This is a genomic window from Cyanobacterium sp. T60_A2020_053 (assembly GCA_015272165.1).
Taxonomy (GTDB): domain Bacteria; phylum Cyanobacteriota; class Cyanobacteriia; order Cyanobacteriales; family Cyanobacteriaceae; genus Cyanobacterium.
On sequence record JACYMF010000103.1, the window covers coordinates 1 to 21,750 of the forward strand.

General features: G+C 36.5%; 14 protein-coding genes and 1 pseudogene. 8 read left to right on the forward strand and 7 right to left on the reverse strand.

The window, feature by feature from the left end; translation table 11 throughout:
* Nucleotides 1-103 precede the first annotated feature (103 nt).
* The 4 genes and pseudogenes from trpD (at nt 104) to IGQ45_13550 (ending at nt 3,604) form a co-directional block, all read left to right on the forward strand.
* Nucleotides 104-1,135 (forward strand): anthranilate phosphoribosyltransferase, encoded by a 1,032-nt coding sequence (trpD, locus tag IGQ45_13535; protein ID MBF2058198.1) that lies wholly within the window; start codon nt 104-106, stop codon nt 1,133-1,135.
* Between the two features lie 348 nt (nt 1,136-1,483).
* A complete protein-coding gene (ftsZ, locus tag IGQ45_13540) occupies nt 1,484-2,740 on the forward strand; it encodes a cell division protein FtsZ (protein MBF2058199.1) in 1,257 nt (418 codons plus the stop codon).
* 232 nt (nt 2,741-2,972) lie between these two features.
* Complete coding sequence (locus tag IGQ45_13545) at nt 2,973-3,188, forward strand: hypothetical protein (protein ID MBF2058200.1); 216 nt, start codon at nt 2,973-2,975, stop codon at nt 3,186-3,188.
* Nucleotides 3,189-3,194: 6 nt separating this feature from the next.
* Nucleotides 3,195-3,604: pseudogene (locus IGQ45_13550) on the forward strand (type II toxin-antitoxin system VapC family toxin).
* A 63-nt stretch (nt 3,605-3,667) separates the two neighbouring features.
* Here the strand turns inward: IGQ45_13550 and IGQ45_13555 are convergent.
* From IGQ45_13555 to IGQ45_13565, 3 genes are all read right to left on the reverse strand, one after another.
* Nucleotides 3,668-5,461: a penicillin-binding protein 2 gene (locus tag IGQ45_13555; protein MBF2058201.1), complete on the reverse strand. Its 1,794-nt coding sequence runs from the start codon at nt 5,459-5,461 to the stop codon at nt 3,668-3,670.
* A 176-nt stretch (nt 5,462-5,637) separates the two neighbouring features.
* On the reverse strand, nt 5,638-6,168 hold the full coding sequence (locus tag IGQ45_13560) for a hypothetical protein (GenBank protein ID MBF2058202.1): 531 nt from the start codon (nt 6,166-6,168) through the stop codon (nt 5,638-5,640).
* A gap of 79 nt (nt 6,169-6,247) precedes the next feature.
* Nucleotides 6,248-6,697 carry a response regulator gene (locus IGQ45_13565; protein ID MBF2058203.1) on the reverse strand — a complete coding sequence of 150 codons (450 nt, stop codon included), beginning with the start codon at nt 6,695-6,697 and terminating at the stop codon, nt 6,248-6,250.
* 330 nt (nt 6,698-7,027) lie between these two features.
* Between IGQ45_13565 and hflX the strand changes: the two genes are divergently transcribed.
* On the forward strand, nt 7,028-8,725 hold the full coding sequence (gene hflX / locus IGQ45_13570; protein ID MBF2058204.1) for a GTPase HflX: 1,698 nt from the start codon (nt 7,028-7,030) through the stop codon (nt 8,723-8,725).
* Nucleotides 8,726-8,903: 178 nt separating this feature from the next.
* Here the strand turns inward: hflX and psaB are convergent, their stop codons facing one another.
* On the reverse strand, nt 8,904-11,120 hold the full coding sequence (gene psaB / locus IGQ45_13575; protein ID MBF2058205.1) for a photosystem I core protein PsaB: 2,217 nt from the start codon (nt 11,118-11,120) through the stop codon (nt 8,904-8,906).
* A gap of 246 nt (nt 11,121-11,366) precedes the next feature.
* On the reverse strand, nt 11,367-13,619 hold the full coding sequence (psaA, locus tag IGQ45_13580; protein MBF2058206.1) for a photosystem I core protein PsaA: 2,253 nt from the start codon (nt 13,617-13,619) through the stop codon (nt 11,367-11,369).
* 336 nt (nt 13,620-13,955) lie between these two features.
* Here psaA and IGQ45_13585 point away from each other — a divergent pair, with 336 nt between their 5' ends.
* Entirely contained in the window at nt 13,956-14,099 is a 144-nt protein-coding gene (locus IGQ45_13585) for a hypothetical protein (protein ID MBF2058207.1), read from the forward strand.
* 62 nt (nt 14,100-14,161) lie between these two features.
* Here IGQ45_13585 and IGQ45_13590 read toward each other — a convergent pair whose 3' ends face one another.
* Together IGQ45_13590 and IGQ45_13595 are read right to left on the reverse strand one after the other, a co-directional pair.
* A complete protein-coding gene (locus IGQ45_13590) occupies nt 14,162-15,112 on the reverse strand; it encodes a 4-(cytidine 5'-diphospho)-2-C-methyl-D-erythritol kinase (GenBank protein ID MBF2058208.1) in 951 nt (316 codons plus the stop codon).
* A 149-nt stretch (nt 15,113-15,261) separates the two neighbouring features.
* Nucleotides 15,262-15,624: a DUF2237 domain-containing protein gene (locus IGQ45_13595; GenBank protein ID MBF2058209.1), complete on the reverse strand. Its 363-nt coding sequence runs from the start codon at nt 15,622-15,624 to the stop codon at nt 15,262-15,264.
* Between the two features lie 104 nt (nt 15,625-15,728).
* Between IGQ45_13595 and IGQ45_13600 the strand changes: the two genes are divergently transcribed.
* Together IGQ45_13600 and IGQ45_13605 are read left to right on the forward strand one after the other, a co-directional pair.
* Entirely contained in the window at nt 15,729-19,187 is a 3,459-nt protein-coding gene (locus IGQ45_13600) for a hypothetical protein (protein ID MBF2058210.1), read from the forward strand.
* Nucleotides 19,184-21,382: a hypothetical protein gene (locus tag IGQ45_13605; GenBank protein MBF2058211.1), complete on the forward strand. Its 2,199-nt coding sequence runs from the start codon at nt 19,184-19,186 to the stop codon at nt 21,380-21,382. The genes IGQ45_13600 and IGQ45_13605 overlap by 4 nt, the downstream gene beginning before the upstream one ends.
* Nucleotides 21,383-21,750: the final 368 nt, after the last annotated feature.

Consider the following 21,750-nt stretch of genomic DNA (forward strand, 5'->3'; position numbering starts at 1 on the left):
CCAATCCCACGTTTCAGGTATTTCAACCTTAACTTTTGGACTGAACGAATCGCACGAACTAAGATATTATAAAATGACCGATGATCATAATTATAGAGTAGCAATGATAACAGATTGGTCAGCATTATTACAGCAACTAATGGACAAAGAATCCCTCACTAAACCACAGGCGAGGGCGCTGATGACGGGATGGTTACAAGAAGAAATTTCCCCCGCTTTATCAGGAGCAATTTTAACCGCTTTACAACTAAAAGGGGTTTGCGGACAAGAATTGACAGGCATGGCAGAAGTGCTACAATCTCAATCCCTACAATCGGAAGTTGTCAACCATAGCGCCCCTCTCATCGATACCTGTGGCACTGGTGGGGATGGTTCATCTACCTTTAATATATCCACTGCTGTGGCTTTTGTGGCGGGCGCTGGAGGCATAAAAGTAGCGAAACATGGTAATCGTTCCGCATCCAGTAAAGTAGGCTCTGCCGATGTGTTAGAGTATTTAGGCGTGAAACTAACAGGAGAAATGGAAGAATATAAAAGCGCCCTCCACCAAGTCGGCATTACCTTTCTGTTTGCCCCCGGATGGCATCCAGCCATGAAAGCAGTAGCGCCCATCCGCAAAGAATTAAAAATTAGAACCATCTTTAACTTATTAGGTCCTCTCGTCAATCCCCTACGCCCCACCCGTCAAATTATCGGAGTCTATGCCCCACAATTCATCGAACCTCTTGCCCTTGCCTTGCAAGGTTTGGGGATTGATAAGGCAATTACCCTTCATGGTAGAGAAAAATTAGACGAGGCAGGATTAGGAGATATTACCGATATAGTTATGGTGGCAAAAGACAAAATAATCAAAACTGAAATAAACCCAGCCGAATTAGGTTTAACCAGCGCCCCTCTCACCGCCTTAAAAGGGGGTAACGTAGCAGAAAACGCCGAAATTCTTACCCAAGTATTACAAGGTAAAGGCACCATCGCCCAACAAGATGCCGTCATTCTTAATAGCGCCCTTGCCCTAGAAGTAGGAGAAATAGTGCCTTTTGGCAACCATCAAGAAGCCATCGACAAAGCTAGAACTATTCTTGCTAGTGGCACAGCTTGGGATAAATTGCAAGAATTAGTTAATTTTTTTAATTGATTAAAACGGCAATGGATAATTGATAATGGATAACTTAGGATTTATACACCGATGACTAAGTATTTATAACTCATAATTCATAATTCTTGCTTCCCTTACCCAAATTTTTGATAAATAAACTAATCGCAGAATCTAGGTTATAATTTTGCTCAGTAGTGATGAGATTGAGTCTATTTTTGACAAAATATCACAATCGTAACTGACGTTACGCATAATAAACCTTAAAATACTAATTTTTCGTTCGCACTTAACCTTTGAAACTATTAATATCTCGTTTGACTGCGTAACATCAGATTGTAAGTAAAACTATTATTTTTTCCTGAAAATTTACTTTTATTATCGCCAAAAATGAATGATTCTAACGCCAACCTTGCCAAATACCTAATGGAATCAGCAGGGATCAAAAATAATCAAGATAAGTCACAAAATAATCAATCTCATCCTCGCACCGTAAAAAAAACTCCTAAACCAGATAAATCACCGCCAGAAGTAGCTATGAACTCTCGACAGATTATTCCAAGTAACATTGCCAAAATAAAAGTAATTGGTGTTGGTGGTGGAGGTTGTAATGCCGTTAATCGTATGATTCAAAGTAACGTTTCTGGAATTGAGTTTTGGCAAATCAACACCGATGCCCAAGCCCTAGCTCAATCCATGGCTACCTATTGTTTACAAGTAGGGCAAAAAGTGACGAAAGGATTAGGAGCAGGTGGAAATCCTTCCATTGGGCAAAAAGCCGCCGAAGAATCCAGAGATGAAATAGCTAAAGCCTTAGAAAATACTGATCTCGTTTTTATTACCGCCGGGATGGGTGGTGGCACAGGCACGGGCGCTGCCCCCATTGTGGCTGAAGTGGCGAAAGAAATGGGCTGTTTAACTGTCGGCGTAGTCACTCGCCCTTTTACGTTTGAAGGGCGCCGACGCACCAATCAAGCCGATGAAGGTATCAGCGCCCTCCAAAGTAGAGTGGACACCCTGATTATCATTCCTAACAACAAATTATTATCCGTAATTCCCCCCGAAACTCCCTTACAAGAATCTTTCCGCATCGCTGACGACATTTTGCGTCAAGGGGTGCAGGGTATTTCTGACATTATTACCATTCCCGGTTTAGTCAATGTGGACTTTGCCGACGTGCGCGCCATTATGGCAGATGCTGGTTCTGCCTTGATGGGTATTGGTATTGGCTCAGGAAAATCGAGGGCGAAGGAGAGCGCTGTCTCGGCTATTTCTTCCCCCTTACTAGAATCTTCTATTCAAGGTGCCAAAGGCGTAATCTTAAATATTACAGGTGGCAACGATTTAACTTTACACGAAGTAAATACAGCAGCAGAAACTATTTATGAAATTGTTGATGCCAATGCTAACATCATTTTTGGGGCAGTAATTGACGAAAAAATGCAGGGAGAAATTCGCATTACAGTTATTGCCACTGGTTTTGAGGGAGAAAACACCGAGACGAAACCTCGTCAACCGACTATCAGCGCCCCTCTCCCCCCTCCCATAGAAGATAATGACAACCTAACGGGCATGATGGAAAATCAAGGCACTGGTTTAGATATTCCTGAATTTTTACAACGGCGCCGTTTTCCTAGGGGTAATTAGGAGTTGATCACAAAGTGAAGTAGTGAGATTAATGGATAATTGATAATAAAAAACTATTAATTAAGATTCGATGAATCATTCACAAATATTAATTAATAAAGGATAAGACGTACTACAAGCGTCCTAGAAATCGTGATTAAAAAATAAAAAATGGCTCTTTTACTTTGAGTATGTAAATTTTTAGTTAAAGTAGCCAAAAGGTAACAGACAATTATTAAATACAGCAAAATATATGAGTATCAAAGAGTTAATAAAACAAGAATTAGATTATTTATCAGAAGAAGATTTACAGGAATTTTATCAATTTCTTAAAAGTCGTAGTCAAAGAGAAATTAAAAATGATGAGTTGGGAGATTTATTAGAAAAATGCAAGGTTAGTACAGGAATTACAGATTTAGCAGAACAACACGATCATTATCTTTATGGAATACCAAAACAAACAAATTAATTATTGATGAATCAAGTTTTTATGGACACTTCAGCTTGGATTGCTTTACTAAATGTTGATGATACTTGGCATCAAAAGCAATTCAAGTACGTTTGCAATTAGTTCAACAAAATTATATATTTATTACCAGTAATTTTATTTTATTAGAAGTCGCTGATGCTTTATCTTCTCCTCTAATTAGACACAACACTGCTAATTTTATTCTTAATTTATCTACGCTCAAATCTATCAAAATAGTCGGTTTAAGTGATGATTTGTTTACTGAAGGATTAGCATTATATCAGTCAAGAACTGATAAAGATTGGGGTTTAACGGATTGTATCAGTTTTGTGATTATGAAACAGGAAGAAATAACCGAAGCCTTTACTGCTGACAAACATTTTTCCCAAGCCGGTTTTATTCGTTTATTGACATAGATTTTTCATTCTTTAACCTGAAACCTGACACCTATCTTCATCAAAATACTTTTTTAGCAAATCCTACTTAGTGGGAGGAATACCCTTGATGTAAATTAAGGATTTAATAACATCCTTCACCACAGGACCTGTTACCGTAGAACCATAAATACTATCGCCTTTTGGTTCATCAATCACCGCCAAGATGACATAACGAGGATTATCACTAGGAAAAATAGAAACAAAACTGGTAATTCTTGCCGTAGGAGAGTATCTTCCTTTACCATCTGACTTTTGGGCAGTGCCAGTTTTTCCAGCCACATGATAACCCTCAATTTTAGCCACAGCGCCCGTACCGTTTTCCACCACCGATTCCATCATCTTCACCACCGCTTCCGTCGAAGAAGGCTCAAAAACCTGCTTACTTACCAACTCAGGAGTAGAAGTTAACTCCCCCTTCCCATTAATAAAACCTTCTACCACATGGGGCGTTATCAACTTACCACCATTAGCCAAAGCGCCCACCAACTGCACCAACTTCATGGGTGTGAGAGATAACCCTTGACCAAAAGAAGACACCGCCGTTTCAATATCCCTTGCCGTAAAAACTTTCTCAGACTTCAAAAAGCCCACCCCCTCAAAAGGTAAATCTAAGCCCATGGGTTGATTTAAACCTAACTCCTGCAATCTCTCATAGTAACGATTACGGGGAATACGTCTCATAATGTTGATCATTGCCGTATTGCTGGATACCTCTAAAGCCCTAGTCAAACTGACTGAACCTAAACCAGTACGACTAGAATTAGAAATGGGCCACCCATCTATCACCACACTAGCAGGGTCTGATACTATACTATTAGCCTTCACCACCCCTTCATCTAAAGCAATAGCCATATTAATCGGTTTAAAAGTCGAACCCGGTTCATAACTATCCGTTACCGTCCAATTTTTAAACAAAGCAAAATCATAGGCAAAATACTCATTAGGATTATAAGTCGGTTCACAGGCTAACGCCAAAATCCCCCCAGTTTGAGCATCTAAAACAATTACTGCTCCTCGTTTCGCTTTATACTCCTTCATCTGAACCGATAACCGATCTCTTACCGCCCTTTGTAAACGAGAGTCCACCGTTAAACGCACACTTAAATCATCTAACTGCGCAATTCCTTGAGGCAAACTAACCGGTAAATATGACCCATCTCCACTTTTATTAACAGTCAAGAGAGATTTTATTCCTGGACTGTTAACATCCCTTTCCAATAAATCTGGTTGACTATATTCAATACCTGCCTGTCCAGTATGTTCTGTATCAACATAACCTAATATGTCTGCAAATAAATTATTTTGCGGATAAAAACGAGCGTAACTCCTTTCCAAATCAATCCCTTCTATTTTCCAACTACGAATTACATTGGCTTTATTTTCTTCAATTTCCTTGGAAATAAGTACACCCGTATCACGAGTTGTAAATAACTTTAAAAAATCAGTAGTATCACGATCTCCCATAACTTCTGCTAATTTTTGTGCCACCTCTTCTCGATCTTTTAGCATGATGGGATGAACGTATAGCTCATAAATCAATCTATCTGTTGCTAAAACATTATTATTCGCATCTACCACAGCACGACGAGGAATATAAGGACGAAAATTAAACCTTTGCTGTTGTAGCGCCCTCCCCTTTAATTCCGCACCTTGTTGTAATTGTAGTACTGATAAACGCCACCCCAAACCTAGCGCCCCTGCCATCAAAAATAACCAGATTAAAAATAACCTAATGACAATGTTCAAAGATAAACCATGTACTGATGATTTACTTTTTTTTGACCTCGATTTTGCCACAGGGAAAGAGTTTTTTTGATCAGATCGTGAAAAGTTCATAGTTTTGGAAGGGGAAGTAAGAATTATGAATTATGAATTATGAAGGTTAGTTATGATAAATTAAAAGAATAATTACTCAAACGCTGATTTGATATACTTTTTACTATTCTAAAAATACAAATCTTATCATTTATAACATTAATAATTACCTTTGCCCCTTGCCCTTTGCCCATTCATTAATAAGCAATGGGAAAAACTGGCTTAACTGTTTTTGGCATCACAGTTTCAGGGGGAAGTAACTCCACTGGTTTAACCTCTGTTTTGGGTAAAAATAAAGGCGGTTGGCTATTTTCTGGATTAACTAAACCAGATTTGGGATTTTCTGCCTCTTGGGCTAATTTATTTTTAAAGATTTCATCAGCAAGGGTAAATTGTCTTTCCCTACGGCGTAAATCTTCTAATTCATTATACTTACTCGTCCACTGTTGAGGAGCATAAACGGTCAAACCATAGATACTCCCAGCAATTAAGACAATTATCACGGTTAACCAAGAAGAACTGTGACTAAGTATCGAATATATTTTTAACCACCAAGGTAGAGGAATAGAATTATTATAATCAACTATTGCCTTAGACTTGCTTTGTCTAACTTTTCTGGTTGTATGAGGAGGATTTTTAACCACCATTAAATTAACTTCATCGGCGGTTAATATTTTTCTCTGTGCTACTACGTTTTCATCATCTAGGGGTTTATTCGAGGCTAACATACATATATTCTCTATTTGCTGAGGTCTATTTGATAATAGCAAATATAACAAATATTGTTAGATTTTTTTACTTTTTTTTCTAAGAGATTTCACCTAGTCTTTGTCGTAATCTTAAAATCTCTTTCTGTTGTCTTTGAATGGTGATTTGATTTTTTACTCTGGTGATTAATTCTGGTTTCCGAAAAGGCTTGGTTACATAGTCAGAAGCTCCCGTTTCAAAAGCTTCGAGTAAATGATGTTCTTCTTGACTCGCTGTGAGAAAAATCACGGGAATATTTTGCCATAGGGGATTTGCTTTAATGGTTTTACACACTTCCAAACCATTGAGGTCTGGCATCATCAAATCAAGTAGGATCAAGTCTGGGTGAAGCATAGTTAATCTTTCTAGGGCTTCTTTGCCACTCACCGCAAAGCTGGTTTGATAGCCTTCTGCATCTAAAATATAAGTTAACAGTTTAAGATTGGCTTTGAGATCATCAACCAATAAAATTGTTGCTTTATGATCATTGTCAATCAATGATAATTCCATTTCAGTTTGTGGTACGGTGATCATTTGGTCTTTTCCTCGTCAATGGTTTGGAACTGGAAAGTATAAGACTATAATATTTTTTTATTCTGGATAGTCAACTTTCTGAGCAAATTGTTCATATCTATCAAACAATTTTCCAATCATTGCGTAATATCAAAAGAATACATCATTATCTTAATACTGCTGAAGTATAGATTTTGATTTAATGAGATTATAATTTACTTTCCTGCTTATATTGTATCGAAGAAAACATTTTTTTTGTTCCGTGCAAATGCGCAAACTTCAATGGTGAATTACAATAGTGCGAAGAAACAACTAATTTTTTGCTTAATGTCCATCGCAACAATCTACGGAAATATACAGGGATTAAAACCAAATCAATTAAAGCAATTACAAAGATTGTATCAACAGAGGGTTACGGGAGATCGTCTGACGACAGTAGAGTTAGCAGAAAGAATTGCCTCTATTAGCACTGACATCAAACAGCCTCTCTCTGTTTATTTGAATCGCCGTGGACAGGTGATTCGGGTGGGGGTGGGGTCTCCCCGTCAAACTCAAATACCGCCCCTAGAATTGCCTCGTTATGGGGATAAGAGGTTATCAGGCATTCGTTGTTTAACAACTTCTTTGAAAAATCAAGCGCCCTCCGAAGCCAGTTTAACCGCCATGGTGAGGCAAAGGTTAGATGCGTTGTTGGTGTTAACTTTAACGGGGCAGGGGGTATTGAGAAAAGGGGGGGGCGCTTCGGGATTTATTGAGGATGCTTATGTGGCGCACCTCACCCCAGCGGAAAATTCCGTTGGTTATTGGGAAGTATCTCCTCCTCAAGAGTTAGAAATGGTTGCCCAACAGGATTTTTTGGAGTTGGTGGATAGTTTAGAGGAGGAATTTAGTCGAGAATATGTCGCCCAAGACGTGGCGGATTTAGAAGAAAGGGTGTTAATTGTGGGGTTAAAAACTGACCATATCACTCCTGAGCAGTTTTCTTCCGGTTTACGGGAGTTGGAAAGGTTGGTAGAAAGTGCAGGGGGTAAGGTTTTAACTACCGTAGAACAAAAACGCAGTCAACCTCACCCGCAAACGGTGGTGGGCGCTGGTAAGGTGGAAGAAATTGCTTTACAAGTACAGACCACGGGCGCTAATGTAGTAGTATTTGACAGAGATTTATCCCCTTCTCAGTCCCGTAATTTGGAGGTGCAATTTGGGGTAAAGGTGGTAGATCGCACAGAGGTTATTTTAGATATTTTTGCGCAAAGGGCGCGCACGGGCGCTGGTAAGTTACAAGTGGAGTTGGCACAATTAGAGTATATGTTACCGCGCTTAAAAGGTCGAGGACAAGCCATGTCCAGATTAGGGGGCGGTATTGGCACAAGAGGACCCGGAGAAACTAAACTAGAAACGGAAAGACGGGCAATCCAAAAGCGTATTACCAGATTACAAAAAGAAGTTAATCAGTTACAAAGTCACCGCGCCCGTCTCCGTCAGCAAAGACAGCATGAGGAAATCCCCACCGTTGCCATCGTCGGTTACACTAACGCTGGTAAGTCCACCCTAATTAATGCTTTAACTAATGCCCAAGTTTACACGGCGGATCAGTTATTTGCAACTTTAGACCCCACTACGCGCCGATTAACCATTACTGACACGGTGACGGGCGCTGGTAACACGATTTTATTAACAGATACAGTGGGTTTTATCCATGAGTTACCCCCATCTTTAGTTGATTCATTTCGAGCAACCCTTGAGGAAGTAACTGAAGCTGATGCCTTGCTTCACGTGGTAGATTTATCTCATTCTGACTGGGTTAGTCACATTGAGTCAGTGCATAAAATTATTGGCGATATGCCTTTAGCACCTTTCCACCATTTGATGGTGTTCAATAAAATAGATCAAGCTAATATTGAAAATTTAGAAATGGCAAAACAGGAATATCCTCAAGGGGTATTTATTTCAGCAACGGAAAGAATCGGTTTTGAAAATTTGCGCCGTCATTTACTCAATTTATCACAACCATCACTAATTCTCTGAACAAAAGCACTAAGCTTTCCTGTCATTTTCGCTCTTTTTGATGGCAAGGTACAGAAGGTGGGTTACAAAACTCAAAGATTTATTTAGCAAATGCTAATGGATTGTCAATAAAAACCCCCCACCAAGAAGGCAGAGGGTAAATTGTTAAAATTTAATTACTTACCAAACACATGAGAGTTTAGCCGAACTTACCAGCCGTAGAAGCAATTAAGAAAGCTGCGTATGTGAGGATATAGCCGATAGTAAAGTGAGCTAAACCAACCAAACGAGCTTGAACGATGGATAAAGCTACAGGCTTATCTTTCCAACGAACTAAGTTAGCTAAAGGAGTGCGCTCGTGCGCCCAAACGATAGTTTCGATCAATTCTTGCCAATAACCACGCCAAGAAATTAAGAACATGAAACCAGTCGCCCAGACGAGGTGTCCGAATAAGAACATCCAAGCCCACACAGAGAGGTTATTTACACCATAAGGGTTATAACCGTTGATTAACTGAGCAGAGTTTGCCCATAAATAATCTCTGAACCAACCCATTAAATAGGTGGAGTTTTCATTGAACTGAGCAACATTACCAGTCCATACCCCTAAGTGTTTCCAATGCCAGTAGAAAGTTAACCAACCAAGAGTGTTTAACATCCAGAACATAGCGAGGTAGAAAGCATCCCAAGCAGAGATGTCACAAGTACCGCCACGACCAGGACCATCACAAGGGAAGGAATAACCGAAGTCTTTTTTATCAGGCATTAACTTAGAACCACGAGCATCCAAAGCGCCCTTCACCAAAATCAAAGTAGTGGTGTGTAAACCAAGAGCGATGGCATGGTGTACTAAAAAGTCACCAGGTCCAATGCTGAGGAATAAAGAATTAGTACCACTGTTGATGGCATCTAACCAACCGGGCAACCATACTGCACTAGCCGTAGAAGCAACACTTTCAGGATTAGCCAATAAGGTATCGAAACCATATAAAGCCTTACCAGAAGCTGCTTGAATAAACTGAGCAAATACAGGCTCGATTAAAATTTGTTTTTCGGGAGTACCAAAAGCAACTACCACATCATTGTGAACATAAAGTCCTAAAGTGTGGAAACCTAAGAATAAGGAAACCCAACTTAAATGAGAGATAATCGCCTCTTTGTGTTCCAGCATACGAGCTAAAACATTGTCTTTATTCGCTTCTGGATCATAGTCACGAATGAAGAAGATCGCACCGTGGGCAAAAGCACCGACCATCAAGAAACCAGCGATGTACTGGTGATGAGTGTAAAGCGCCGCCTGAGTAGTGTAATCCTTAGCAATGAACACATAGGAAGGTAAAGAATACATATGTTGAGCCACCAAAGAAGTTACAACCCCAAGAGAAGCAAGAGCTAAACCTAATTGGAAGTGTAAAGAATTGTTGATGGTATCATATAAACCTCTGTGTCCAGCGCCCAACGCCCCACCAAAAGGAGTACCTTGAGGGGGATTATGAGCTGCTAAAATGTCCTTAATACTGTGACCAATACCCCAGTTAGTGCGGTACATATGACCAGCAATGATGAAGATAACAGCAATAGCTAAATGGTGATGAGCAATGTCAGTCAACCATAAAGATTCAGTTTGAGGATGGAAACCACCGACAAAAGTAAGAATTGCATTTCCAGCACCGTTAGCCGTACCAAACACATGACTAGCCGTGTCAGGATTCTGAGCATAAACACCCCAATTACCAGTAAAGAAAGGAGCTAAACCAGCAGGGTGAGGTTTCACACTCAAGAAGTTATCCCAACCAACATGGATACCACGGGATTCAGGGATGGCAACGTGTACTAAGTGACCAGTCCATGCCAAAGAACTCACACCAAAAAGAGCGGCCAAATGGTGATTTAAACGAGACTCAGCATTTTTGAACCAAGAAAGGCTCGGACGGAACTTAGGTTGTAAGTGCAACCAACCAGCAAACAAGAACACCGCAGACAGAATTAATAAAAATACTGCACCAGTATATAAATCTTGATTATTGGTCATACCGATGGTGTAGAACCAGTGGTAAACACCAGAATAAGCCACGTTAACAGGACTAGATGAACCTGCTTGAGAGAAAGCATCGATAGCGCCTTGACCGAAATGAGGGTCCCAAATCGCATGGGCGATAGGACGAACGTTTAAAGGATCTTTGATCCACTGCTCAAAATTGCCTTGCCACGCCACATGGAATACAGTACCGGAAGTCCATAAAAAGATGATCGCTAAATGACCGAAGTGAGAAGCAAAAATCTTTTGGTAGAGGTTCTCTTCAGTCATACCGTCATGAGTTTCAAAGTCATGAGCAGTAGCGATTCCGTACCATAACCTTCTTGTAGTGGGGTCTTGGGCTAAATCTTGGCTAAATTTGGGAAATTTAGTTGCCATAGCTTTTTTCTAGGAAGTCTCCTGTTACACAATAAGAGTCAACGTTATTTTTGTTGCTCGGTTTTGTTTTTTTGCTCTGCCTAGAGCTTATGAGCATAAGTCTAGGCAGGTATTAAAGTTGTTTTTTAATAGTGTTGAAGGTGATGGAATCACGATCAACGATTAACGTTTAAAACGGCTTCATTTGTTATTTTATAACCTATTTAACCGCCAACCTTCCTACTTTCGTAGAGAAAGTTTACATTCTTAACCCACCGCCAAAATACGACAGAGGAAGAATGCCCAAGTAGTCACGATACTACCTAAGAGATAGTGAGCGACACCAACCGCACGACCTTGAATAATACTCAAAGCACGAGGTTGAATTGCTGGGGCTAAATTGAGTTTGTTATGAGCCCATACAATGGATTCAATTAATTCTTGCCAATAGCCACGTCCACTGAATAAGAACATTAAACTAAAAGCGAAGATAAAGTGACCTGCTAAGAACATGATGCCATAAGCAGATAAGGCAGAACCGTAGGAATTAATTACGTTAGCTGCTTGCGCCCATAAGAAGTCACGCAACCAACCGTTAATGGTAATAGCACTTTGAGCGAAGTTACCACCAGTAATGTGAGATACAGTTCCATCAGGAGATACAGTTCCCCATACATCTGACTGCATTTTCCAACTGAAGTGGAAGATTACAATAGATAAGGAGTTGTACATCCAAAATAAACCTAAGAACACATGATCCCATCCCGATACTTGACAAGTACCACCACGACCAGGACCATCACAAGGGAAACGGAAGCCTAATTCAGCTTTGTCAGGGATAAGTCTGGAACTACGCGCGTAAAGTACCCCTTTGAGAAGGATTAACACGGTAACGTGAATGGTGAAAGCATGGATATGGTGAACCATGAAATCAGCAGTACCTAAAGCAATAGGCATCATGGCAACTTTGCCACCTACTGCAATCACATCGCCACCGAAAGCATAGCTAACTGGGGCAGAGGCGAAGGGCGCTGTATTGCCGGGCGCTACGGTGTGGAGATTTTGAATCCACTGAGCAAATACAGGTTGTAACTGAATTGCACTATCAGAGAACATATCTTGAGGACGACCTAAAGCCCTCATGGTGTCATTGTGAATGTATAAACCGAAGCTATGGAAGCCTAAGAAGATACATACCCAGTTGAGGTGAGAGATAATGGCGTCTCTGTGACGTAATACTCTGTCTAAAAGGTTATTAACATTTTTTGCCGGATCGTAATCACGAACCATAAAGATAGAAGCATGAGCTCCTGCCCCTACAATCAAGAAACCACCAATCCACATGTGATGGGTAAAGATGGATAACTGAGTACCGTAGTCGGTAGCTAAGTAAGGGTAAGGAGGCATCGCATACATATGCTGGGCAACGATAATGGTTAAAGAACCAAGTAACGCTAAGTTAATAGCTAATTGGGCGTGCCATGAAGTGGTTAAAATTTCATAAAGTCCAGTGTGACCTTCACCAGTGAAAGGACCTTTGTGACCTTCTAAAATTTCCTTCATGCTATGACCAATACCCCAGTTAGTGCGGTACATATGACCAGCAATGATGAATAACACTGCGATAGCGAGGTGATGGTGAGCGGTATCGGATAACCATAAACCACCAGTTACAGGATTTAAGCCACCTTTAAAGGTCAAGAAATCAGAGTAAACACCCCAATTTAATGTAAAGAATGGTGTTAAACCTTGAGCAAAACTGGGGTATAACTCAGCCATTTTACCTGCATCGAGTAGAAACTCATGGGGTAAGGGAATGTCTTGAGGAGCAACACCGGCATCGAGTAACTTATTGATAGGTAAAGATACATGGATTTGGTGTCCAGCCCAGCCCAAAGAGCCTAAGCCTAATAAACCAGCGAGGTGGTGGTTCATCATAGATTCCACGTTTTGGAACCATTCTAGTTTAGGAGCGGCTTTGTGGTAGTGAAACCAACCAGCAAAGAGCATTAAACCAGCCATAACTAAGCCACCAATAGCGGTTACATAGAGCTGATAGCTATTGGTAAAACCAGAGGCTCTCCATAATTGAAAAAAGCCGGATGTGATTTGAATACCGTGGAAACCACCGCCGACATCGGCGTTTAAAATATCTTGACCAACGATAGACCAAACTTGTTGGGCGCTGGGTTTAATGTTGATGGGATCAGACAACCACGCTTCATAATTGGAGAAACGGGCGCCGTGGAAGTACATTCCACTTAACCAAACAAATACAACTGCTAGGTGACCAAAGTGGGCACTGAAGATTTTGCGAGAAATATCTTCTAGGTCACTGGTCTGAGTATCGAAATCGTGTGCGTCGGCGTGAAGATTCCAAATCCAAGTGGTGGTTTTGGGTCCTCTAGCTAGAGTACGATCAAAGTGACCGGGTTTGCCCCACTTCTCGAAAGAGGTAGGTACTGGGTCTCTGTCAACGATTACTTTAGCTTTCGCCTCTTTTTGAGGGGTTACTGTCATGAGTGATTCTTCTCTCGACAAATACTTAAACTACTACATTGATCAAGATAATACTGGGTATTCGCACTCCTTGTGGGATTTGCTTAACAATATTTAAAATTTGCTTAACATTCTCTATGATTACTATTGATCTGAGTCTTGCTGTATTTTTTCTTAATAGACTGTTACAAAGCTAAAACTAAGGGTTACTATCTAAATTTCAAGGATCTAACCCCATCAAAACAAAAATTTTAAGTTAAGGAACGAGGATTAAATAAAATAGTAAGCTTGTTAACAAATAATTTGGAGTTAATATATTGAGAATAGGAGACAGTGAATGTTTTGAAGTAATTAAGAATGAAAGCAATCAAACCTTATACTCAAGAGATCGAAGAAAAAATCATCAGGTACTACAATAGTCTCTCAGAAAAAGAGCGAAGACGTTATGCGGCAATAGAAGCAGAGAAATTGATGAATATCTCCCCCAATGGAATTATGTAGTCAAAGCAGAATCTACATAACTTCACTAAACAATTGAATCCTCATTCCTTATCTATTGTCAATTATCCATTGTCCATTACCTTAATACCGTGAGTGCAGGTTTTTGCCACCCACATATCTAAATTGGGATTATTGATTTTTGTCGTTACGATATTTTTAATCCGTTGAGCTTCCGCTTCGTTGTCACAAAGGGCGAAAACTGTTGGACCTGAGCCTGACATCATGCTACCTAAGACATTTTCCCCTTGAAAACTTTTGATTAATTCTGCCACTTCGGGATATTCAGGCAAGACTACTTTTTGTAGGTCATTGTATAACAAAGAGCCAATTTCTTGACCATCTCTATGCACCAGCGCCCTCACCAACTGCCCAGAATGCACCGCCGAAGTGCGCTGATTAATAGCTTCTTTTTCATTAACGTATAGCTCCTCAAATTTTACACGGTAGGTAGAATAAGCCCATGGGGTGGAAACGCTAATATTACTATACTTTGCTAATACTACCCAAATATTATCAAGAGCGGGTAATGGCTCGATTTTTTCTCCTCTACCAGTGGCAAGGGCGCTACCTCCTGCAATACAAAAAGGCACATCAGAGCCTAATAAAGCGCCAATTTCCCTTAATTCTGGTTGGGTTAAGCCCAAATTCCATAATAGATTAATGCCCACTAATACCGCAGCGCCATCCGTTGAGCCTCCGGCTAATCCGGCAGCAACGGGAATATTTTTGGTGAGGTGAATATCCACACCGCCAAAATTTTCTGCCTGTTGAGGGAATTTTTGCGCCATCAGTTTGATGGCTTTATAAGCTAAATTGCTATTATCTAAGGGGACTTGGGGATTTTGACAAAAAAGTCGAATTTCCTCTTTACCATTGGCTCTGATGTCTACTACATCGCCTAAATTGATACTTTGCATCACCATGACTAACTCATGGTAGTTATCCGGGCGCTGACCAATAATTTCTAAATGAAGGTTAATTTTTGCTGGTGCAAATAGTGAATAAGATTGCATTTTTAATTGATAATTGACAATGGATAATTGATAATTGACAATGGAAAAAATGTAGAAGTAATTGTTTTCTAAATTCTAAATTCTAACTTTTCTTCCTCTGCTTCCCCTTCTCCCTTTCCTCCCCTGCTTCCCTTTCTTCCCTCTCTTCATCAAAGAGAATGTTCTTGTAACACTTCTAACGGTACATAATTGAGGGTTTTTTCATGGGTGGCATCTAAGACGATGGGGGGCGCACATCCTGCTTTCAAAGCGTCTAACCATCTCGATACACATAAACACCATTTATCACCGGGTTTCAAGCCGGGGAAGTTATACATGGGCATGGGAGTAATTAAATCATTCCCCTGCGCTTTACTGAAGTTCAAAAATTCTGCTGTCACTTGCGCACATACCAAATGTAAGCCCACATCTCCCATACCCGTGCGACAACACCCATCACGATAATAACCGGTGACGGGCGCTGTGCAACATATCCCTAATGGTTTCCCTAAAACATTTTTATCCATCGTCAATTCCTTTTTATTAAAAAATAATAACGTTTTTTAGTTCAAAATATAAATCAGTTTAAAATTGAATCGTAGAAACAATCAGGAAATTTCACGTACAAATTAAAATCGTGAATCCCCTACAAAGTATTTTAGCTAAATATTGCCTTGAAATAAGAAAGGGTTTATTGCTTCTTAGTATGCCCACAGGTTTCGGGAAAACTTATAACGTTTTAGAATTTATCTACCAAAATTATCAACAATTTAAAGAAGATAACCGAAAAATAATTTTTCTTACCAATCTTAAAAAGAATTTGCCCCACGAAGATTTAAAGCAACGCTTTGTCCAAGATGATCAAGAAAAAGAATATGATAATCATGTCTTATTTATTGATTCTAATTTTGATTGCATTATTAATAACTTATTAAGTGTACAAAATGAAATAAATGACAATTATAAAAACAGTAAAAATTATGGCAAATTAATCGAAAATATCAAAATATTTAAAAATTTGCCAAATATTGAATCAGATTACCGAAAGTTTATCAAAAAAGAAATAGAAAAATATGAATCTCAATTTAGAAAATCAATACAAAAAAGTTTAGAAAACATTAAGCCAAAACAAGATCGTATTAAGGCAATCAAAAACGATCCAGAGTATCAATGGATAGGCAAATTGTATCCTGCTGTTTTTACAGATGAAAAAACAGTCTTATTTATGAGTATCGATAAATTTTGTTTAAAAAATTCAACCCTAGTTGAACCTAGCTATTTTTGTTATAAACAACTAGCAAAAAATGCTTTAATTTTTATGGATGAATTTGATTCCACTAAAAGTGCAATTTTAAATCAAATTATCTCTGAAAAAGTCTCGAAGAAAAAAGATTTAATTAATTTATTTTTGAATATTCATAACCATCTACAAAATACAGAATTTCCTACATTTTTACTCAAAGAATCTCAAAGAAGGAAAAAAATATCCAATCAAAATAATAAAATCATACTTTTATCACAAATAGTTGAAGAATTAAGGAAAAAATCTCAGAAAATATTTGAGGACTTTTCTCTACAGTATAATTATAAATATCAGTCTAACAATGAAGAAAAACCTAAAAGAAATTTTTTATTCTATGATTATCAAACTCATCACGTTTTAGACAGAAGTTCAAATCTCATTATATGCAAGGATGAAGAAAATAAAATTAACCAAATAAAAACGGTTGAATATAAAGATTTTAATAAATATAAACAAGATAGATTATCAACTTTAACTGGTAGAATGATTGGTTTTATTAACTACTTTCAAAGAGGAATTAGTTTTTTAGCCGAAAACTATCAAAATCTCAAAAAAGAAGAAGAAAACATTATCTTTTCCCTTGAATCAGCAATTAGTACAGTTTTATCTAATTTTAAATTAGAACCAGAAACTATTAAGTTTTTATCAGACAATATACAACAAAATTATCAATCTTTTCAGAATGAAGAAGATAAAAGTATTAATCAGCTAAAAAGTTTTTATGAAATTGGTTTTAAATATTATGATGTTGTGGATGACGATAATCATGATTTAAACTCTAAAATTTATTTCTATAATTACAATCGTACTCCAGAAATAATTTTAGAAGAAGTATGCAAAAAAGCAATGGTGATAGGTATTTCAGCTACAGCCCACATGGATACTAATATTGGTAATTATGACTTAGATTATTTGCGAAATTCTCTCAAAAACTCTTTTTATTATCTTTCAGAAGATGAAATCAATCAATTAAGAAATGAATACGAAAAAATTACTAAAGGTTATGATAAAGTTACGATAAAAACAAAATTTACAGACACAGAAGAATCGGAAGACGAGGCATTAGAAACACTGATAAAAATTGTCGATGATGAGACGTGCGCTAATAATTTATTAAATAAATGTGAGAAGAAATATATTTTTTGTCGTTATGTTAGAATGATAGAGGCATGGCATTATTTTAACAAAAATGAAGATTGTCGGGCGTTTATTTGTTTTTTAAATAAATTGCCTAAGTTCCAAGATAAAAAACTTGATTTAGATATACTTCATGAATACTTTTGTTACGCCAATAATATTGATTATAATAATCCCAATCAAAGAAATGATATTAACTTAATCAAAGATATAATTTTAGTTGTTAATAGTAATAATTTTGATGATAAGTTCAAAGAGTTTAAAGATAAGTTACAGCAAGGAAAACGAGTTTTTATCATTTCGACTTATCAAACACTGGGCGCTGGGGTTAATTTGCAATATCCTATTTCTAATGATTATCAAACCATCAAAATTAATGATTTTGAGAGTAGAGAGGAAATGGATATTAATGGTGTTTATTTAGAAAAACCAACTAATTTATTAACTCCTCTTAACTCTGATGATGTTAAAGATGAAGATTTTATTAAACATTTATTTCAGCTAGAATTTTTAAGAGAAAATAGTGCATTATCAGTACAACAATTTAAAAATAAATTAGATAAAGCATTCCACTATTATATAGGAGATAAAGGTTTTAAGGGGAAAGAAAAAATTGATCTTTATCAAAGCACTGCTTATATAAAATATGTAAACAAAGTAATTATTCAGGCACTAGGGCGAATTTGTCGAACTAATATAAAAGCGCCCGTCATCCATATTTTAGCCCATAAAAGTCTTAAAAAATATCTTGATGGTGATATTTTACCTGTAGAAATTATCCCCGTTAAAGAATATCAAGAATTGACTAAACATTGTATTAAATTCGATCAAAAGAATATGTTAAATAAACAAAAATTAGAAGCTAAAATTAAAGCTGAAAATATTAGTAATCAATCTTGGTGTTATATACAAAGTCGATTAAATGGTATTTGGAATGACAATTATATTGAAGATTGGCAATCTTTACGAGAACAAGTTTTACGTCAACCAACTATAATTAGCCAAGAAAACTTTGACCAAAAATGGCGTTATATTTATGTAAAATTGCCTGAATCTAAAAATTATTACCGATTTACTCAAACGGGAGATTATCAAAATGTTGAAATTTTCTTTGAAAAAAGTGAAGGGGATTATGAAGTAAGTGAAAAGGCATCTCGTTTACCTAAACTGATGAAAATTGCTGGATTAAAACAACATTTTATCGATAATAATTGGGCGACAGAATTTCCTCAATCTGAGTTGATTATTACTCCACCAGTATTTAATAATATCTATCGAGGGGCGCTGGGGGAAGTTTCTGGTAAATATATTTTAGAAAATTACCTAAATGATATTAATTTATTACCACTGGAAGAGAAAGAATATGAAAGATTTGATTTCAAAACCCAAAATGGTATTTATATTGACTTTAAATTTTGGGGAGGAAGTTTTGATAAAGACGAAGAAACCGAGTTAAACAAAATTAGAGCAAAAATGAATCAAATTAATGCTGAAAAAGTTATTATTATTAACATCTTAGCTCATGACAATAAGACAGCATTTAAACCTACTATTTCAGATGATGATAAAATTATCAGAATACCATTTTTATGTCAAAATAATCAGGTTAATCCTAGAGTATTACAATATATATCCGACAAAATCAATAAAATATGAATACTATTAAAACTAATCGTTTAAAAATTACTTTTAATATTGATAAAATTAAAGAAGATTTTATTTTTCTCCGCTTAGAGAGACAGACTGCTGATAAAAAATGGATAGGTGCAAAACAGTTAGATTTTCTAATTAGTGATGACTATAAAGCCTTGGCAGTTTGTTATACCGCACAATATGCCTATGCTATGTTTTCAAGTGATAATAATGGTTATGAATTACGCCATAAAATACCTCAAGATACAAAAAAATTTGGGGATGTCACAGTTAAAGAAGTTAAACCAAAAAATAGTAATAATGATAGCGTGGAATATTTTGTTTTTGGGGAAGCATTAGCGCGCTTACTCTTAAACTATCTCGGTTATGCTAATTCCAAATTTGACTCATTAAACTTCTCTAATTTAACAGGTTGCTTACTAAAAGTACCATCTTTAGGAAGTAATAAAAAAAGTCAATCGATTGAAGTTGCTCAGGTAAAATTAGATTATATTAATAATAGTGACAAGGAATATTTATTAAACGTTAGTATCAGCACTTACCGACTCAAAAAACAATTCAAAAAATCTTTTAACACCCCTCTCTATTTCATTGATAAAAGTAATAATACCTTAAAAAGATGGCTTGATGATGATAGTAAAGCTGATCCAAAAACAACTTATATTAAAGCAGGATTATATAATAAAAAAGCCCATAGAGACTTTATTAAGTTTAAGGATTTGAATGAGTTTCAAGAAAGTAGAGCGGGTATTATTTATGAAGTTTATCAAAAGATTAAAAATAAATTAAATAAATATGTTGATGTCAAATTTGTGGAGATTGGTATAGACAAATCCATTAAGTTAAATGATAAAACTTTCATTCTTAAAGACGCTAAAAATCTACAATCTATTCTTAATAATCAAAGGGTAAACATTGTAGATTTAGTTAATGATGATAAGTCTGAATCTTTAGTTAATAGTCTCCAAAATAAACTCTCATCCTATTTTAATAATCCTCAATTAATTTCTAACAGTAGTGAAGATATTGAAGGTATTTTTAATATTAGAATTATCCACGATGCCGAATTTTATCATAACAACAATCTCAATGATCCACATTTACGATTAAATGATGATACTTTCCGACAACATATAACGATTGAATCAAGTAATAAAATATCTGATGCTATGGTTAAAACTGTGATTAAAGAGTTAATTATTAAGAAGGATATTAAAAATAAAAAAATTAGTCTTTTTGATTGGCAAAAAATGTTAAATATTAATTTTGATAATGCTTGTAATTCATCAGAGGAACAAAGTAATACTCAGTTAAATATTTTTGAATTAAATAAAAAATGGGTATTTGCAATGTATAAGGATGAAAATAAAGACGATTCACCATTAACTTTTATGACTATCAACAGTGATGGTAGCTTTGAGTTTGAGGAAATAAATAACCAAAGTATTTTTCCTGAAGATCATCGATATGAAGACTATCAAAATCATATTAAGCAAATAAAAGATAAAGAAGAAAAGAATAAATCATCTTTTAAGTTTGAAGGTTTTATGTTATCAGACGGTGGTGATATTAATTTGATTTTTCGCTCTGATGAAATTACTTTACCAGATTTAGAAAAAATAAACTCTACGCTAACGGAAGTTAGTAAAAAATTGCCTGAAAATTTAGCAAATGGGTTAAAAATGAGTAAAATTGCTAAAGAATTTTTAGCAGAAAATGAGCAATTAAATAAAGACAAATTTGCTTTGTTTTGTCAACAACTTGAAAATCATTACTCTCATGATTTACCAAAAGATAAGTTATATGAATTTATGCAAAAATATTTAGGTTCTGGCACGAAATGTGATACAAGTGAAGGGAAAGGATTTAGAAATTACTTATTAGAAAAATATCAAATCAGGTTTATTTTGACGAAAGATAAAGAAAATATAAATTCTTTATTTGCTAGTTCTTTAAATATTAATTATTTTGGCGAAACAGATAAAGAAGCCTATTATTTTGTGGGCAATACAGAGGGTAGTATCAAGCATTCATTTAAAGATAGTTGTCATCTTCGTAAAGTTGTGGCGGTGGAAAATTGTCGATTAATTTTTAGAGATTTACTAAAAACTATGGATGTGGATTTCGTTCGTACTGGGCAAAGCACGGTTATTCCTTTTCCTTTTAAATATATCAGAGAATACCAGAATTTTACTTAAATTTATTCACGAAAAAAAGGGGTTTTACACCCCACTCAAACAATGAATAATTGAGATTAAAAGTACTTTGAGTTTTCTCGATAAATTAAGATAATCTTTTCTGAGGGTAAGAAATAACCCAACCAAAAATGGGCAATAATATGGCACTAGCAACGGTGATAATGACAATAATTGAAATTGTATCTATATATTGTGTACCCATAACCGTTTATCTCCTAAGAAATGATAAATCAAGTATGTAATAAATATTTTCTGTATATTTAGCTACACTTCTATGATAACAGTGAAAGTTTATTGATTTGAGTTTCTTAACAAAAAGTAACTAAAATTTGGGAAGTAATCTTCCTGTAAAATATATTGAAGATGAA

Excerpts from the sequence above, each read along its gene's own strand:
- hflX (MBF2058204.1), top strand. The coding sequence starts at position 7,028 with ATGTCCATCGCAACAATCTACGGAAATATACAGGGATTAAAACCAAAT.
- IGQ45_13605 (MBF2058211.1), top strand. The coding sequence starts at position 19,184 with ATGAATACTATTAAAACTAATCGTTTAAAAATTACTTTTAATATTGAT.
- IGQ45_13590 (MBF2058208.1), bottom strand. The coding sequence starts at position 15,112 with ATGCAATCTTATTCACTATTTGCACCAGCAAAAATTAACCTTCATTTA.
- trpD (MBF2058198.1), top strand. The coding sequence starts at position 104 with ATGATAACAGATTGGTCAGCATTATTACAGCAACTAATGGACAAAGAA.
- IGQ45_13555 (MBF2058201.1), bottom strand. The coding sequence starts at position 5,461 with ATGAACTTTTCACGATCTGATCAAAAAAACTCTTTCCCTGTGGCAAAA.
- IGQ45_13560 (MBF2058202.1), bottom strand. The coding sequence starts at position 6,168 with ATGTTAGCCTCGAATAAACCCCTAGATGATGAAAACGTAGTAGCACAG.
- IGQ45_13545 (MBF2058200.1), top strand. The coding sequence starts at position 2,973 with ATGAGTATCAAAGAGTTAATAAAACAAGAATTAGATTATTTATCAGAA.
- ftsZ (MBF2058199.1), top strand. The coding sequence starts at position 1,484 with ATGAATGATTCTAACGCCAACCTTGCCAAATACCTAATGGAATCAGCA.
- IGQ45_13565 (MBF2058203.1), bottom strand. The coding sequence starts at position 6,697 with ATGGAATTATCATTGATTGACAATGATCATAAAGCAACAATTTTATTG.
- psaA (MBF2058206.1), bottom strand. The coding sequence starts at position 13,619 with ATGACAGTAACCCCTCAAAAAGAGGCGAAAGCTAAAGTAATCGTTGAC.
- psaB (MBF2058205.1), bottom strand. The coding sequence starts at position 11,120 with ATGGCAACTAAATTTCCCAAATTTAGCCAAGATTTAGCCCAAGACCCC.
- IGQ45_13585 (MBF2058207.1), top strand. The coding sequence starts at position 13,956 with ATGAAAGCAATCAAACCTTATACTCAAGAGATCGAAGAAAAAATCATC.